The organism is Bradyrhizobium sp. 195, assembly GCF_023101665.1.
Taxonomy (GTDB): Bacteria; Pseudomonadota; Alphaproteobacteria; order Rhizobiales; family Xanthobacteraceae; genus Bradyrhizobium.
On sequence record NZ_CP082161.1, the window covers coordinates 2,183,087 to 2,199,994 of the forward strand.

Sequence of the window (16,908 nt, forward strand, 5' to 3'; positions counted from 1 at the left end):
TGGCCCCTTACGCCAGGCAGCGGAACAAGAACGCCGGATCGCGGTCGGGATCGATGCGTAACCTGATCCCGCCCCATTCGATGCGGGACCGCTCGCCGGTGAGGAGGTTTTCGAGTGTCGTCACATGGTGACGCTGCCCGCCGGCGTCAACAGTGACGTCGCCGAGCGGCAGCCAGCATTCGCGCACATGGCGGGACAGCGCAATCACGATCACGACGGTATTGGCGGGCTCAGCCGCCTCCTTGAGGAAGGCGATCGTCTCGCCGTCTTCGATGCCGAGAAAACGCAAGTTCGCCGTTTGCTGAAGTGCGGCGTTGTCGTTGCGGATGCGGTTGAGTTCGGCAATGTAGGACTTGATGTTGCCGGGCTTATCCCAGTCGCGCTGCTTGATCTGGTATTTCTCGGAATCGAGATATTCCTCGCGGCCGGGGATCGCCTCGTGTTCCAGCAGCTCGAATCCGCTGTAAACGCCGTAGCTGCCCGACAAACCCGCCGCCAGCGCAACGCGCGACTTGAACGCCCAGGCCTCCCCGCATTGGAGATGAAAGGGCAGCAGATCGGGCGTGTTGACGAACAGGTTAGGCCGATAGAAGTCGCGCTCGGGATAGCGCGTCAGCTCGCCGAGATATTGCTCCAGCTCCCACCGCGAGGTGCGCCAGGGGAAATAGGTGAAGGACTGCGCAAAGCCGAGCTTGGCGAGGCCCTTCATCAGCTTTGGCCGCGCAAACGTCTTGGAGAACAGGATCACCTCGGGATGCCGGCGGCGGATGTCGCGGATCAGCCAGTCCCAGAACGCAAGCGGCGCGGTGTCGTGGTTGTCGATGGCGAAGATGGTGACGCCATGGTCGATCCAGAACAGCATGGCATCGCGAAAGGCATTCCACAGGCCGACGCGGTCGACCGAGGCGAAATCGGGGATCACGATGTCGGAATAGGGTCCATCCGCGGTCCGCACTGAGCGGTCCGGCCGCCATTTGAACCATTCCGGATGCTGCGTCAGCCAGGGATGTTCCGGCGAGCATTGCACGGCGAAGTCGAGCGCCAGCTCGAGACCGTACTCGAGACAGGTCGCGACCAGTGCGCGAAAATCCTCGACGGTGCCGAGCTCGGGATGCAGCGCATCGTGGCCGCCCTCGGCAGCTCCGATCGCATAGGGCGAGCCGGGTTCGCCTTGGGTTGCCACCGGCGCATTGTTGCGGCCTTTGCGGCGGCGACGCCCGATCGGGTGGATCGGCGTGAAATAGAGCACGTCGAAACCCATCGCCGTGATGTCGGGCACGCGCGCGATGCAGTCGCGGAGCGTGCCGTGCTGGCCGGGGATCCGGCTCTGGCTGCGCGGCATCATCTGATACCAGGCGCCAAACCGCGCTCTGTCGCGGTCGACGGTCAGCGGGAAGGGCTGTGAGCGGGTCAGGTCCGGCCGGGACTGGCTCTCGGCCATGGCATCGCCGAGTTCGGTCGCAAGCAGCGAGGTGACATCGCCGGTTTGAAGATAATCCTCGCATTGCCTGACGATGATCGCCGCGGCGGCCTGCGGCGCGCCATGCGCCTTGGTCAAGAGCCCGGCACCCTCGATGGCATCGAGGCTGACATCGGCGCCGGTTCGCTGCTTGCGCACGACTCCATGGGACCAGGTGGCGAACTCGTCGGTCCAGGCTTCGACCGCATAGACATACTGGCCGGTCTCGACCGGCGTGAACGCACCGGACCAGCGGTCATTGCCATGATGGATCATCGGCTCGCGCCGCCAGTCCCGGTCCTGCTCAGGACGCCAGAGCAGCGCGGCGCTGACCACGGCGTCGCCATCGCGGTAAACATCGGCCCACACCTCGACCCGTTCGCCCGCGATCCGTTTCACGGCGAAGCGGCCGCTATCGATCGCGGGATAGACGTCTTCGACGAGGAAAGCGCTGCCGGTTGCGGCACTTTCGACAGTTTGAATTGTCTTGTTCACGGTGATGCCATTGACAAGAAAGCAGGAGCCCGTTTCCCTTGTCGGGAACCTACGCTTGATACCTATATAGAAAGCCGCTTGTGTGTCATTAGTTCCCCCTGGGAACGGCAACCGCCGTTTGTGCGTTAAGGCCGACTAACGTCTTCCGCTGCCTCGTTAAAATCGATGCCCCCGGCAAACGGGTGGCCTGCAAGCTGCGTGCCGAATGGATCTTTTAGCTCAAGCCCGGATCAAGGGCGTTCAATCCGAATTCGTCGATGCCCTGGGGAAGCTGCGGGTCACAGATCCCGTGGCCCTCAAATCGATCCTCGACGCCCTGCCGGAGAAGCGGGTTTACCGCTTCGTCCTTGGGCCGGTGGTGGTTCGCGCGCTCGGACACCCGCGCACGGAATTGCCGGCCATCGGCGCGCCGCCGCTGCAATGGACATTGGCCGCAAACGGCAAATTGATTGCCCAGGGCGAGACGCGCGAGCCTGTGATCGCCTGGCCCGCCGGCCTGCCGCTCGGGTATCACCGATTGACACTGACCGATGCCAAAGGTGTGACGGAAGAGGTGCCGATGATCGTGGCGCCCGAGCGGGCCTTCGGCGGCGATTTCGACCGCGGCTGGCTGCTCGCCGTGCAGCTCTACAGCGTCCGTTCAGACCGAAACTGGGGCATCGGCGACTTCACTGACCTTGCCGATCTCGTGCGGCTCGCCAAGCAGCTCGGAGCCGACGGCGTCGGGCTCAATCCGCTGCACGTCCTGTTCGACGACCACCCGGCCGATTGCAGCCCCTATTCGCCGAACAGCCGGCTGTTCCTCAATCCGCTCTATATCGACGTCGAGGCCATTCCCGAATTCTCGGCAGACTTTGTGCCCGACGCGGCCGCGACCGCCGCCCGTCTGCGTAAAGGCGACCGCGTGCCCTATGCCGACATGGCGGCGCTGAAATGGCTGGCCTTGCGGGCCGCCTTTAACAGCTTCGTGACGAGCGCGAGCGAAGCGCGCCGCAAGGAATTCGACACGTTCCGCACTGCCCGTGCACCGCTGTTGTCGCGCTTTGCCTGCTTCGAGGTGCTGCGCCATCGCTTCGCCGCGCCGTGGTGGGAATGGCCGGTGGAATGGCGGCAGCCCGACGAGGCCAAATGCGCCGGGCTGCGCAATGGCCCTGACAAGCGCGAGGTCGAATTCGTCGAGTTCGTGCAATGGACCGCAGATAGCCAGCTGCATGCCGCCAAGGAACTCGCCAGCCGGCTCGGCATGCGCGTCGGGCTCTATCTCGATGTGGCCGTCGGCGTGCAGTCCAACGGCTTCGATGCCTGGAACGAGCAGATGGCGATCTCCCGTCATCTCGCCGTCGGCGCGCCGCCCGACGTGCTCAACACTATCGGCCAGGACTGGGGCCTTGCCGGCTTCAACGCCGGTGGCCTGGAGGCGCAATCCTTCGTGCCGTTCGCCGACATGCTCGCGGCTTCGATGCGCCATGCCGGCGCGATCCGCCTCGACCACGTGCTCGGCCTGAAGCGGCTCTATCTCGTGCCGCGCGGCTTCAAGCCGGACAACGGCGCCTATGTGCAGATGCCGTTCGAGGCGCTGCTCGGCGCCGTGGCGCGCGAGAGCGCGGCCCACAAATGCATCGTGATCGGCGAGGACCTCGGCACCGTGCCGGAAGGATTTCGCGAGATGATGCAGGATTTCGGCATCTGGTCCTATCTCGTCATGATGTTCGAGCGCGACGATGCCGGCCATTTCCGCAACGTCGACCATTACCGGCCCAACGCGCTCGTCACGCTGAACACGCATGACCTGTCGACCTATGCCGGCTGGCGCTCCTTCAGCGATCTCAAGATGAAGCGCTCGCTCGGGCTCGATCCCGGCGAGAACGACCAGGCGCGCTGGGATGCGCTCGGCAGGCTCGACGAGATCCTGCGCCAGAACGGCATCAAGGCCAACGACCTCTACTCGGTCCTCGCCTTCCTGTCGCGCACGCCGTCGCGGCTGCTTGCGGTGTCGATGGAGGATCTGCTGGGCGTGATCGATCAACCCAACATTCCCGGCACGATCGACGAACATCCGAACTGGCGCCAGCGCCTTCCCGTCGCGCTCGACAAGATCGCCGCCAAGATCGATCTCACAGCTTTGAAGGCCGCGACGCGGGAACGTTCGCTGACCGGTGGGAGTTGACGCGCGCGGGGTTTCCGGGGGCTAATTCCAGGCTCGCACGACATTGTCTCAGAGGATCGAGGACTATGCGCTGATCGGTGATTGCGAGACCGCGGCGCTGGTCGGGCGCAACGGCTCGATCGACTGGCTGTGCTGGCCCGCCTTCGATTCCGATGCCTGCTTCGCCGCGATCCTCGGCACGCACAAGAACGGCCGCTGGCTGATCGCACCGAGCGAGGACGTCACGAAGACGTCGCGCCGCTATCTCGGCGACACACTCATCCTCGAAACGCGTTTTGAGACGAAGAGCGGTACCATTGCGCTGATCGACTTCATGCCGCTGCGCGGCAAGGCGTCCGATATCGTGCGGCTGGTGCGCGGCGTCAGCGGCACGGTGAAGATGCGGATGGAGCTCGTCATCCGCTTCGGCTTCGGCGCCGATATTCCCTGGGTGCGACGGATCGATCATTCCCTGATGGCGATCGCCGGCCAGGACATGACGGTGCTGCGCACGCCGGTCGAGACTCGCGGCGAAAATCTGACCACGGTCTCCGACTTCGAAGTGAAGGCCGGCGAGACCGTGCCGTTCGTGCTGACCTACGGCCCTTCGCATCTCGACCCACCCGCGCCGATCGATCCGGAGACCGCGCTCCGGGACACCGAGGGATTCTGGAAGGACTGGTGCGGCCATTGCACCCGCGACGGCGACTATCGCGACCTGATCATGCGCTCGCTGATCACGCTGAAAGCGCTGACTTTCGGCCCGACCGGCGGCATCGTCGCAGCGCCCACCACCTCCTTGCCGGAGAAGCTCGGGGGCAGCCGGAATTGGGATTATCGCTTCTGCTGGCTGCGCGATGCCACCTTCACGCTGCTGGCGCTGATGAACTCGGGCTACACCGAGGAAGCGTCGGCCTGGCACAATTGGCTCTTGCGTGCCGCCGCCGGCGCGCCGGCGAACATGCAGATCATGTACGGCATCTGGGGCCAGCGGCGGCTGCTGGAATGGGAGGCGGGATGGCTCGACGGCTATGAGGGCGCCCGTCCGGTGCGCGTCGGCAATGCCGCGCATGCGCAGCTCCAGCTCGACGTCTACGGCGAGTTGATCGACGCCTTCCACCAGTCGCGCATGGCCAAGCTCAAGCTCGACGAGCAGACCTGGGCGCTGGAATGCGCGGTGCTCAATCATCTCGCCGCGGTCTGGGACCGGCCCGATCACGGCATCTGGGAGCGCCGCGGCGAGCCCAAACACTACGTCTTCTCCAAGGTGATGACCTGGGTCGCCTTCGACCGCGGCATCAAGAGCGCCGAGACCTTTGGCTTCAAGGCGCCGCTGTTGCACTGGCGCACCCTGCGCGAGGCCATTCATCGCGACGTCTGCAACAGGGGATTTGACGCGGAGGAAAACGCCTTCGTCGAATCCTACGGTTCGAAACTGCTCGATGCCAGCGTGCTGCTGCTGCCTTCTGTCGGCTTTCTGCCGGCGGACGATCCGCGCATCCGCGGCACCATCGCGGCGGTCGAGACATGCCTGATGCGCGACGGCTTCGTGCTGCGGCACGATCCGCGCGAATTGCCTGCGGAGCAGCCGCCGCTCGAAGGCGCGTTCCTGGCCTGCACATTATGGCTGGCTGATGCCCATGTGCTGTCGGGTCATCTCGACAAGGCGCAAGGCTTGCTCGACCGCGTGGCCGGCATCGCGAACGATGTCGGTCTGCTGGCCGAGGAATACGATTCAGTCGCCCGCCGCCAGACCGGCAACTTCCCGCAGGCGCTGACCCACATCGCGCTGGTCAACACCGCGCACAACCTGTCGGCCGCAAGGCAGGAGAGCGAGAAGCCGGCGGTGCAGCGGTCGAAGTAGTGATCGTGGCTGTCGCAATGCATCCAGAGCGGGAGGTGCGCTCCCTCCCCCGCCTGCGGGGGAGGGCTGGGGAGAGGGTGCCTCCACTCGCGAGAACCCCCGAGAGGAGAGATCCCTCACCCGCCGCTACGCGGCGACCTCTCCCGCAAGCGGGAGAGGTTACAGCGAGCCTGCGGCTCGATTAGCCCGCTCAAGACCAATTGGCTCTAGCTCAACCCACCCCGTTCCGTTTCAAGATCATCTCCATCGCCTCCGCAAAACCGTCCTGCTCGTTGGTCGCGGTGACGTGGGTGGCCTGGTCCTTGACGTTGTCGGCGGCGTTGCCCATGGCGATCGAGACGCCGCTGACGGCGAACATCGCGAGGTCGTTCTGCATGTCGCCGATGGTGGCGACTGCGTCGGTGGCAATCCCCAGGCGCTTGGCCATCGCCTCGACGAACGTGCCCTTGTTGAAGCCGGGTGGGGTGATGTCGAGATAATAGGTCTGCGAGCGCACGGCGGTGGCCTCAACGCCGAGCGCGTCCTGCATCGCCTTCTCGCAAGCGGCGAGGCCGGGGGCATCGGCACTGGCGCCGACGATCTTGCAGGCGCTGGCAAGGTAAGGCGAGAAGTCGGTCACGATGGTGGGATCGGAGCGGATCGTGTGCTGCTCGTGCGCGACGTACTTGCCGCCGGGGTTGTCGATCAGCCATTTGTCGGTGGTGAAGAGCCAGATGTCGGCGCCGAACTCCCGCAGAATTTGCAGGGACCGCTCCGCCGCCCCCGGCGGAATGAGATGCTGCTCGACCGGCCTCAACTCGGGATCGACGATCGAGGAGCCGTTGAACGGACCGACCGGAAGCCACAGCGCCAGCGGCTCGATCAAAAAGCGCATGCCGATGGCGGGGCGGCTGGAGGTGATGGTGAAGCCGATGCCGGCCTGGTGCAGCCGCTGCACCGCGGACCTCGCATGTTCGGTCAGCGTCTTGTCCTTGGTCAGCAGCGTGCCGTCGACGTCGGACACCACGAGTGAGATTTTCGTCATGGCAGGACCTAACGTTCCTCTTGCCTCAGCGTTTCGCGCCGCCCAGTTTCAGTTGCCGCACGATGCCATCCACGATCGCCTCCACGGTTTCGTCGATCGAAACGGTGATGACGTGCTCGCCCGCCTCCGGAGGCTCCAGCGTGTCGAACTGGCTCTTCAGCAATCCGGGCGGCATGAAATGGCCTTTGCGCTGCGCGAGCCGCTCGGCGATCAACTCCTTGGTGCCCTTCAGGAAGACGAAGCGGACGTCCTCGCGTCCGCGCAGCAGCACGTCGCGATAGGTGTGCTTCAGCGCCGAGCAGGCGATGATGATGTGCCCGCCGCCTCCGCAGACCCGCGCGATCTCGTCGGCGATGGCGTTGAGCCAGGGCCAGCGGTCCTCGTCGGTGAGCGGATGGCCCGTCCGCATCTTCTCGACATTGCTTGCGGGATGGAAGCTGTCGCCGTCCTCGAAGCGCCAGCCAAGCCGCTCGCCGAGCGCCTTCGCAACCGTGCTCTTGCCCGAACCCGACACGCCCATCACGATCAATGCACAAGGTGCTTCAACGCTCGCCACGAATGTCCTCCGGAAGCGCGGCCTGGTCGACCAGACAGACGGTCTCACCATTCGAGCGCGCGCGTAACGCCGGCAGAGTCTCGCCATTGAGGAGGCGCGTCAAGATCGCCTGCTTGTCGTGCCCGGCAATCTCGAACAGCATTTCACGACAGGAGGCCAAAGCGGGCAGGGTGAGCGAGACCCGCGGCACGAAGGGGGCGACATTGGCCTTGGGCACCCCGACCACCCAGCGTTCGGTCTCCTCGATTTCGGAGAAGCCGGGAAACAGCGAGGCGGTGTGGCCGTCGGGGCCGACGCCCATCAGGACCAGGTCGAACAGCGGCCGCGCCGGATCGAGGTTTTCGGCGCCGTAGAAGGCTTGCAGCTCGCGCGCATAGGCCTCGGCGCTGCGATTGGGATTGTCGGCTGTGGTCGGAATCGGATGGACTTGGCCTGAAGGCGCATTGCGGTCGAGGAAGGTCGCGCGCGCCACCGCCATGTTGTTGAGGGGATCGCTTTCCGGCACGAATCGCTCGTCACCGATGAACCAATGCACGCGCTCCCACGGAATCGCGCCGCGCCAGTCGTCGCTTCCGAGCAGTTGATAGAGCTTCTTCGGGCTGGAGCCGCCGGTCAGGCAGATTGCGATGCGGCCGGGATTGGCGGCGATCCGCGCCATCACCCGTTCGGCCGCGGCCCGCGCCAGAGCTTCGGCGTCGACCGCGACGATCAGCTTAGGCTGGTCGGCCGCTGCCATCACGAAAACTTCCGCCAGCTTCGCCCGTCGCGTCGGAGCAGCTCGTCCGCGCAGGCCGGGCCGTCGCCGCCGGCCTGATAGGTCTCGATGCCATTCGTGCCCGCGCTGTTCCAGGCGTCCAGGAACGGCTGCACCGCCTGCCACCCGGCTTCGATGCCGTCGGCGCGCTGGAACAGAATGTTGTCGCCGATCATGCAGTCGTAGATCAGCGTCTCGTAGCCGGTCGAGGGATCAGCGCGGAAATAATCGCCGTAGCGGAACTTCATCTCGACGCCGTCGATGGTGACGCTCGGCCCCGGGATCTTGGCGTTGAATTGTAACTCGATAGTCTCGGTCGGAGCGATGCCGATAGTGAGGAAATTTTGCGAGAGCCGGTCGACCGTCGTGCCTGAGAACATCGACAGCGGCGCCTGCTTGAACTTGATCGCGACTTCGGTTCGCTTGTGGCCGAGCGCTTTCCCGGTGCGCAAATAGAAGGGAACGCCGGCCCAGCGCCAATTGTCGATCATCAGCTTCAGTGCAACAAAGGTCTCGGTGGTGCTGCCGGGCTTGACGTCCTCGGTCCTGCGATAGTCCGGGATCTCGTCGTCGCCGATGCGCCCTGCGAGATATTGCGCGCGCACCGAATTCCTCAGTGCTTCCTCCGGGCTCGGCTGTTGGATCGACGTGAGCACTTCCGCCTTCTCGGAGCGCACGGAATGCGCATCGAATCGCGCCGGCGGCTCCATCGCGACCAGCGACATCAGCTGGAACAGATGGTTCGGCACCATGTCGCGGAGCGCGCCGGTGGCGTCGTAGAAGCCGCCCCGATGGCCGACGCCGAGCTTCTCCTCGACCGTGATCTGGATGTGGTCGATATGGTTGCGATTCCAGATCGGCTCGAACATGCCGTTGGCAAAGCGCAGCACCAGGATGTTCTGCACCGTCTCCTTGCCGAGATAGTGATCGATCCGGTAGATCTGGTGCTCGTCCATGATCTTCAGCAGCTCGGCGTTCAGCGCCCGCGCCGAGGCGAGGTCGGTGCCGAACGGCTTTTCGATCACCAGCCGGCGCCAGGCGCCGTTCTCTTTCGTCATACCGGTGCGGCCGAGCTCGCGCGCGGTCGGTGCGAACGCGGCCGGCGGGGTCGCGAGGTAGAACAGGCGGTTGCCGCCGGTCTCCTGGGCGCATTCCAGCGAATCCAGATGTTCGCGCAGGCGATCGAACGAGGGCGGGTCCTTCGGATCGGCCTCGACGAAGGTCACGCATTGCAGCAGCTGTTTCGCGACAACGTCGTCGACGGGGCGGGTGGCGAACTCGCGCAGGCCCTTCATCAGGCTGTCGCGCAGCTCGCCATCCGACTGCGCCTTGCGGCCCACGCCGACGACGCAGAATTTCTCCGGCAGCATGTTTTCCGCCGCCAGATTGTAGAGCGACGGCATCACCAGGCGATGGGTGAGGTCGCCGGTGACACCAAAGATGACGAAGGCGCAATTTTCCGGCTTGCGCTTTGTTTCCGGGTCTTTTGTCACGAAATGTCGGCCTTCGTTTTGTTGCGCCTTACTTGGGCTTCGCTGCGCCCGGCTGCTTCGGCTCCTTGTGGCCGCCGAAGCCTGCGCGCATCGCGGAAAGAATTTTTTCGGCGAAGGTGTGGTCCTTGCGGGAACGGAAACGTGTGTAAAGTGCCGCGGTGAGGACCTCGGCCGGCACGGCCTCGTCGATCGCCGCATTCACGGTCCAGCGTCCTTCGCCGGAATCCTCGACAAAGCCGGAATATTCGGCGAGCGCCGGACTGTCGGCGAGCGCGGTTGAGGTCAGGTCGAGCAGCCAGGACGGGATCACCGAGCCGCGCCGCCACACCTCGGCGATGTCGGCGAGATCGAAGTCGTAGCGGTGATCAGCCGGCAGCGCCTCGATGTTGGCATTCTTGAGAATGTCAAAACCTTCGGCATAGGCCTGCATCAGGCCGTATTCGATGCCGTTGTGGATCATCTTGACAAAATGGCCGGCGCCGACGGGGCCGGCATGGACGTAGCCCTGCTCGATGCGGGGATCGCGGCCCTCGCGTCCTTCCGTGCGCGGAATGTCGCCGGCGCCCGGCGCGAGCGCAGCGAAGATCGGATCGAGGCGGTCGACGACCTGCTTCTCGCCGCCGATCATCATGCAATAGCCGCGGTCGAGGCCCCAGACGCCGCCGGATGTGCCGACGTCGACATAATGGATGCCGCGCACCTTCAGTGCCTTGCCGCGGCGGACGTCGTCCTGCCAGAAGGTGTTGCCGCCGTCGATGATGACGTCGCCGGCCTGCATCACGCCCGCAATCGTCTCGATCGTCGTCTCGGTGATGTGCCCCGCAGGTAGCATCACCCAGGCCGTGCGCGGCCGCTCGAGTTTCGAGATGAATTCCTCGAGCGTCGCAGAGCCCACTGCACCGTCGGCGGCAAGGCCAGCGACGGCCTTGGCGTCCTTGTCATAGACCACGGTCGAATGTCCGTGGCGCATCAGGCGGCGAACGATGTTGCCGCCCATTCGGCCGAGGCCGATCATGCCGAGTTGCATTTGCAATATTCCTTAGTTCAGCGCGTCGTTGAGCGCCGCATTGAGTGCGGCAAGACCCTTCTTGAGCCCGCCCTTGAGGTGAACGCGCAGCGCGCGCCGGCCGCGATCGGTGAGCACGTCGAAATCGCCGCGCGCCTGCGCCGCCTTGATCACGCCGAAGCTCGCCTTCTGGCCGGGCACCGCGAGATCCTTGGCATCGTCGGCCGTGATCTGAAGGAACACGCCGCTGTCGGGCCCGCCCTTGTAGGCCTGCCCGGTCGAGTGCAGGAAGCGCGGTCCGAACTCGGCGCAGGTCGCGACATGCCGCTTCTCGCGCACCTCGAGCCGCATGGCCTGGAGGGCATCGATCGTGATCTTGTCACGTGCGATGTAGCCGAGCAGGGCGACATAGTCGCCTTCGCCCGAGCGCGAGAGGTGCGCCTTCAGCCAGGACGTGAGATCGCCGTTGGCGCCGGCGGCGCGCAGCGCCATTGCGTTAGCCTCGTCGGTGTAGAGATCGGCTTCATCCGTGCTGACCACCGGCTCCTCGGCCGGCAGCGCGCCGGTCTTCTCGAACGACGCCGTGAGTTCGCGGGTCTTGATCTTGGCAGCTTCCACGTCCGGCTGGTCGAACGGGTTGATGCCAAGGATCGAGCCCGCCACTGCGGTCGCCATCTCGAAGCGGAAGAACTCCTGGCCGAGATGGTCGATCGACTTCATGACGATGCGTACCACGGGGTGGCCGGCCGCTTCGATCGCGGCAAGCTTGGAATCATGGGCAGCGTCCGCCTCGCCCTCGATGCGGATGTCGATGAAGAACCGGTCGTTGCCGTAGACCGATGGGTCGCCCAGCGGCTCGCCCTCGATCGGGATCAGGCCCTTGCCCTCCTTGCCGGTCGATTCCGCGATGAGCTGCTCGGCCCAGGCGCCGAAATCGGTGATCTTCTTCGACGACAGGATCGTCACCTTGTCGCGGCCTTCAAGGCCGGCGTGGCCGATGGCGAGGCCGAGCTGCACGCCCGGATTTTCACTCGGCGGCACGTCCGGTCCGCAGGAGCGGGCCATCGCCAAGGCATGCTTGACGAAGGTCTTGACGTCGATGCCGGCCGTTGCCGCCGGCACCAGGCCGAACGGCGAAAGCACCGAATAGCGTCCGCCGATCGAGGGCTCGCCATGGAAGATGCGGGCGTAGTTGAGGCTCTTGGCCGTCTTCTCCAGCGACGAGCCCGGATCGGTCACCGCGATGAAGCGATGGCCGGTCTTCACCTTCGGCCCGACCGCCTTGGCAACCTGCTCATGAAAATAGTCCTTCATCGCGTTCGGCTCGGTGGTGCCGCCGGACTTGCTCGACACGATGAACACGGTGTTGGCGATGTCGATCCTGGCTTCCATCGCCCGCACCTGGGCCGGATCGGTGGAATCCAGCACGTGCAGCTTCGGGAAGCCCGGCTTCTTGCCAAAGGTCTCGGCCAGCACTTCCGGGCCGAGGCTCGACCCGCCCATGCCGAGCACGACGGCGTCGGAGAATTTCTGGCCCTTCACCCGGCCCGCATAGTCCTCGTAGTCGGCGACGTCGGCCTTGGCGGCGCTGTCGAGCCAGCCGAGCCATTTGTCCTCGTCCGTGCCTGTCCAGACCGACTTGTCACGCTGCCATAGCCGGCGGATCTTGGCGGAGGCGCGCCATTCTTCGGTGCTCTTGGCAACGGCCTTGCCGAGGCCGTCGCCGAGCGAGAGGAGCTGCCGATCGAGCGCGGGCCCGAGCACGGTCGCGCGCTTGTGCGCGACGGCGCCATAGAGCTTGTCGGCCGCGTCGGCGAACAGCTTGACACCGTCCTTGACCAGCTCCTCGGTGATGGCGTCGAGCGAGATGCCGGAGCGCTCGAGCTCTTCAAGCACGCGCCTGGCGTCATCGACATTCTCTTCAAGGCTGTCGCGCGGCTTGCCGTGGTCGCGGAACGCATCCAGCGTCGTCGGCGGCACGGTGTTGATAGTGTCGGGGCCGATCAATTCTTCGACATAGAGGACGTCGCTGTAATCCTTGTTCTTGGTACCGGTCGAGGCCCACAGCATGCGCTGCGGCTTGGCGCCCTTGGCGGCGAGCTTGTCCCAGCGCGGACCCGAGAACAGGCGCTTGTAGTCCTGGTAGGCGACCTTGGCGTTGGCGATCGCGACCTTGCCCTTGAGCGCGGCGAGCCGCTCCTTCTCGCTTGGATCGTTGGCGCGGGCGATCTTCTCGTCGAGCTGCTTGTCGACCACCGAGTCGATGCGGCTGACGAAGAAGCTCGCCACGCTCGCGACATGCGAGGGATCGCCGCCGCCAGCGACGTATTTCTCCAGGCCGGCGATGTAGGCTTCGGCCACTTCCAGGTAGACCGCCTTGGAGAACAAAAGCGTGATGTTGATGCTGATGCCGTCGCCGATGAGTGTCTCGATCGCCGGCACGCCCTCGGGCGTCGCCGGCACCTTCACCATCAGGTTCTTGCGGCCAACGTCCTTCCAGAGCCGCCGTGCTTCAGCGACCGTGCCGGCGGTGTCCATGGCCAGATAGGGCGAGACTTCCAGGCTGACATAGCCGTCGCCACCCTTGAGGCGGTCATAGACCGGGCGCAGCACGTCGGCTGCGTTCTGGATGTCCTTGACCGCGACGGCCTCGAACAGGTCGGCCACGGTCCGGTCGCCGCGTTTCAGCGCCTTGCCGATCGGAGCGTCGTATTCGTCCGAGCTGCCGATCGCCTTCTCGAAGATCGAGGGATTGGAGGTGACGCCCTTGACGCCGTCGGTGTCGATCAGCCGCTTCAGGTCGCCCTTGGCGATGAAGCCACGAGCGAGGAAGTCCAGCCAGACGGCCTGGCCGTGCTTTTCCAGTTCTTTGACGGGATTCATGATGCTTATTTATCTCCAAGCCTGCGGGCGAGGGGTTTCCGCGCCGGTCCTGACGCGCTATCCTCTAACTTACATGCTCCCGGGAGGGAACCAATCAAGGGTACAGGCGTCATACCCTCCGGTGTAACTCCGTCGCGATCATGGCGATCCGGGCGGGAGTAGCCCTTGTTGCGTAAAAAGTCTTGGCCGAAGGTTCGGCCGGGTCTCGTTGCGTAACGTCGGCCGCTTCGTTCTGTCGGCCAGTGGCTGCGTGGAGTGCCATCAGCGGATTCCGGTCCGTCTGGTGTATCGTGGCTTGGCCGCGAATGGCTATGCTGGGGAAAAGCATGCAGGCTCAAAATGACGGTGTCGCCTTCGCCGTCGCCAACAGTGCGTCGCCGGTCGCGCCGGCCGGATGCGTCGACGCACCGCACGATCTCGAAATCGGTCCGTGTACGACCTCGCTGCGACTGCTGGTCGCGGCGGGCTTTGCCATGACGCTGCTCAGCGCGAGCCTCGCCTTCGACTGGTGGGATGGTCTTGGTGAGTACGACACGATGGTCGGATTTGCCGGCGTCGTGATTTTCGCCCTGGTGACCATCCGGCTGATCTGGATGCTCCCGGCCGAGCGGGGAGCGGTGGTGGTGGTGACCTCCTACGGCATCCGCGATCTCCGCATCGGCAATGAATTTCTGCCGTGGGATTCGATAGCGGAGATTTCGGCTGAAGAAGGCGGCCGCAAGATGATCGTGCTGACGCCGACCCCGGGCTTGCAGCGCCAGCTCGACAGCATCCGCACCTTGGCCGGTTGCGCGCAGGACGGTCGCATCGTCATCCGGTCGGAGGGCCTGGCGGCCGATTTTGATACACTGCTGCGCGCTTGTCGCGACTGTCACATTGCAGCCGCCAGTCCGCGCGCCGCATTGCAGCAGGAAGATGAACGCGGCACCCAAGGCGGCGCTCAAGGCTTCGCCGTACAAGCGTCATAAGATCGCCGCGCGCGGATCGCTATGCTGCGGTGCCGGATGGACTCATCCCCGGTAACGCCCGGATGTTGCGACCAAGTGACAATTTCTGGAAATGAGCCAATATAGACAGAGATTCGCACAAATTACGGGCAGGTGCCTGTTCGTAACTCAGCGACTGCCTACGTTGTGCGTTGCGTCGTGTTGGCACCCGGGTGTCCAATGATCGTCATGTGCTCACGCTGATTCGAAACGGCCTGAGGAACGGTCCGGCAACTGCTTTCGTTTCAGCTTGTAGCGGAACTCACGCGGAGAGGGATCATGTACAACGATTCTCTATTCAACGCTTTCGCTCGGTCGTTCGAGGCGAGAAGCCAGCACGACATGTCGATGGCGGAATATCTGGAATCGTGTCGAAGCGATCCCATGAAATACGCGAACGCGGCCGAACGACTTCTAGCAGCGATCGGTGACCCCCAGACGATTGACACGGCCAAGGACCCACGCCTTGGCCGTATTTTTTTGAACCGCACGATCCGTACCTATCCGGCCTTCGCCGGCTTCTACGGCATGGAAGAAACCATCGAGCGCATCGTTGGTTTCTTCCGCCATGCGGCGCAGGGCCTGGAGGAACGCAAGCAGATCCTCTATTTGCTCGGGCCGGTCGGCGGCGGCAAATCCTCGCTCGCCGAGCGGCTGAAGTCGCTGATGGAAGTGCATCCGATCTACGTGCTCAAGGCCGGCGACGAGCTCTCGCCCGTGTTCGAGAGCCCGCTCAGCCTGTTCGATCCGGATAACCTCGGGCCGATGCTGGAGGAGAAGTACGGCATTCCGCGCCGGCGTCTCACCGGCCTGATGAGCCCGTGGTGCTACAAGCGGCTCGAAGCCTTCGGCGGCGACATCTCGCAATTCCGCGTCGCCAAGATTCAGCCGTCGCGGCTGCGCCAGATCGCAGTCTCCAAGACCGAGCCCGGTGACGAGAACAACCAGGACATCTCCTCGCTGGTCGGCAAGGTCGACATCCGCAAGCTCGAGACCTACGCGCAGAACGATCCCGACGCCTACAGCTATTCCGGCGGCCTCAACCGCGCCAACCAGGGCGTGCTCGAGTTCGTCGAGATGTTCAAGGCGCCGATCAAGATGCTGCACCCGCTGCTCACCGCGACGCAGGAAGGCAACTACATCGGTACCGAGAATATCGGCGCGATCCCGTTCACCGGCGTGATCCTCGCGCACTCCAACGAGGCCGAGTGGGCGAGCTTCAAGTCCAACAAGAACAACGAAGCATTCATCGACCGCATCTGCGTGATCAAGGTGCCTTACTGCCTGCGCGTCACCGAAGAGCAGAAGATCTACGAGAAGCTGATCCAGGGCTCCGAGCTCGCCTCGGCCCCTTGCGCGCCCTCGACGTTGGAGACGCTGGCGCGGTTCTCGGTGATGTCGCGCCTGCGCAAGCACGAGAACTCCACCCTGTTCGGCAAGATGCGGGTTTACGACGGCGAGAGCCTGAAGGAATCCGATCCGAAGGCGCGCAGCGTCCAGGAATATCGCGACGCCGCCGGCGTCGACGAGGGCATGGACGGCGTCTCCACCCGCTTCGCCTTCAAGATCCTGGCTGCCACTTTCAACCACGATCCGCAGGAAGTCGCCGCGGACGCCGTGCACCTGATGTACGCGCTGGAGCAGTCGATCAAACGCGAGCAACTGCCGGAGGAAGTCGAGAAGCGCTATCTCGAATTCATCAAGGCGGATCTGGCGCCGCGTTACGCCGAGTTCATCGGCAACGAGATCCAGAAGGCGTATCTGGAATCCTACTCGGATTACGGCCAGAACCTGTTCGATCGCTACGTCGACTATGCCGACGCCTGGATCGAGGACCAGGACTTCAAGGATCCGGACACCGGCCAGCTGCTCGATCGCGAGCTTTTGAACCAGGAGCTGACGAAAATCGAGAAACCGGCGGGCATCGCCAACCCCAAGGATTTCCGCAACGAGGTCGTCAAATTCTCGTTACGATCGCGGGCCCAGAACGGCGGCAAGAATCCGACCTGGACCTCCTACGAGAAGATTCGCGACGTGATCGAAAAGAGGATATTCTCCCAGGTCGAGGACCTGCTTCCGGTCATCTCCTTCGGGTCGAAGAAGGACGGCGAGACGGAGAAGAAGCATGGCGAGTTCGTCGCACGCATGGTGGAGCGCGGCTACACCGAGCGTCAGGTTCGCCGGCTCGTCGAATGGTACATGCGCGTGAAGCAGGCCGGTTGAGGCGGAGTGGGAGGCGAAT

General features: G+C 64.3%; 11 protein-coding genes. 4 read left to right on the plus strand and 7 right to left on the minus strand.

Features of this window, described 5'->3' with window-relative positions; all coding sequences use genetic code 11:
• Positions 1-7 precede the first annotated feature (7 nt).
• On the minus strand, positions 8-1,954 hold the full coding sequence (locus tag IVB26_RS10120) for a maltotransferase domain-containing protein (RefSeq protein ID WP_247971530.1): 1,947 nt from the start codon (positions 1,952-1,954) through the stop codon (positions 8-10).
• Between the two features lie 205 nt (positions 1,955-2,159).
• Between IVB26_RS10120 and malQ the strand changes: the two genes are divergently transcribed.
• Entirely contained in the window at positions 2,160-4,121 is a 1,962-nt protein-coding gene (gene malQ / locus IVB26_RS10125; RefSeq protein ID WP_247971531.1) for a 4-alpha-glucanotransferase, read from the plus strand.
• A 43-nt stretch (positions 4,122-4,164) separates the two neighbouring features.
• Entirely contained in the window at positions 4,165-5,964 is a 1,800-nt protein-coding gene (locus tag IVB26_RS10130) for a glycoside hydrolase family 15 protein (RefSeq protein WP_247971532.1), read from the plus strand.
• 211 nt (positions 5,965-6,175) lie between these two features.
• On the opposite strand, the gene IVB26_RS10135 is transcribed toward IVB26_RS10130, so the two are convergent.
• The 6 genes from IVB26_RS10135 to IVB26_RS10160 are packed head-to-tail and all read right to left on the minus strand — an operon-like array spanning position 6,176 to position 13,680.
• Positions 6,176-6,988 carry an HAD family hydrolase gene (locus IVB26_RS10135; protein ID WP_247971533.1) on the minus strand — a complete coding sequence of 271 codons (813 nt, stop codon included), beginning with the start codon at positions 6,986-6,988 and terminating at the stop codon, positions 6,176-6,178.
• A 25-nt stretch (positions 6,989-7,013) separates the two neighbouring features.
• Positions 7,014-7,544 (minus strand): gluconokinase, encoded by a 531-nt coding sequence (locus tag IVB26_RS10140; protein ID WP_247971534.1) that lies wholly within the window; start codon positions 7,542-7,544, stop codon positions 7,014-7,016.
• Complete coding sequence (gene pgl, locus IVB26_RS10145) at positions 7,531-8,280, minus strand: 6-phosphogluconolactonase (RefSeq protein WP_247973129.1); 750 nt, start codon at positions 8,278-8,280, stop codon at positions 7,531-7,533. The genes IVB26_RS10140 and pgl overlap by 14 nt, the downstream gene beginning before the upstream one ends.
• Positions 8,280-9,791, minus strand: coding sequence for a glucose-6-phosphate dehydrogenase (zwf, locus tag IVB26_RS10150; protein WP_247971535.1), 1,512 nt, complete (start codon positions 9,789-9,791; stop codon positions 8,280-8,282). Before zwf ends, pgl begins: the two co-directional genes overlap by 1 nt.
• A 28-nt stretch (positions 9,792-9,819) precedes the next feature.
• Positions 9,820-10,818 carry a phosphogluconate dehydrogenase (NAD(+)-dependent, decarboxylating) gene (gnd, locus tag IVB26_RS10155; RefSeq protein ID WP_247971536.1) on the minus strand — a complete coding sequence of 333 codons (999 nt, stop codon included), beginning with the start codon at positions 10,816-10,818 and terminating at the stop codon, positions 9,820-9,822.
• 12 nt (positions 10,819-10,830) lie between these two features.
• Complete coding sequence (locus IVB26_RS10160) at positions 10,831-13,680, minus strand: bifunctional transaldolase/phosoglucose isomerase (protein WP_247971537.1); 2,850 nt, start codon at positions 13,678-13,680, stop codon at positions 10,831-10,833.
• A gap of 305 nt (positions 13,681-13,985) precedes the next feature.
• Between IVB26_RS10160 and IVB26_RS10165 the strand changes: the two genes are divergently transcribed.
• Together IVB26_RS10165 and IVB26_RS10170 are read left to right on the plus strand one after the other, a co-directional pair.
• Complete coding sequence (locus IVB26_RS10165) at positions 13,986-14,648, plus strand: hypothetical protein (RefSeq protein WP_247973130.1); 663 nt, start codon at positions 13,986-13,988, stop codon at positions 14,646-14,648.
• A gap of 297 nt (positions 14,649-14,945) precedes the next feature.
• Entirely contained in the window at positions 14,946-16,889 is a 1,944-nt protein-coding gene (locus tag IVB26_RS10170; RefSeq protein WP_247971538.1) for a PrkA family serine protein kinase, read from the plus strand.
• Positions 16,890-16,908 lie beyond the last annotated feature (19 nt).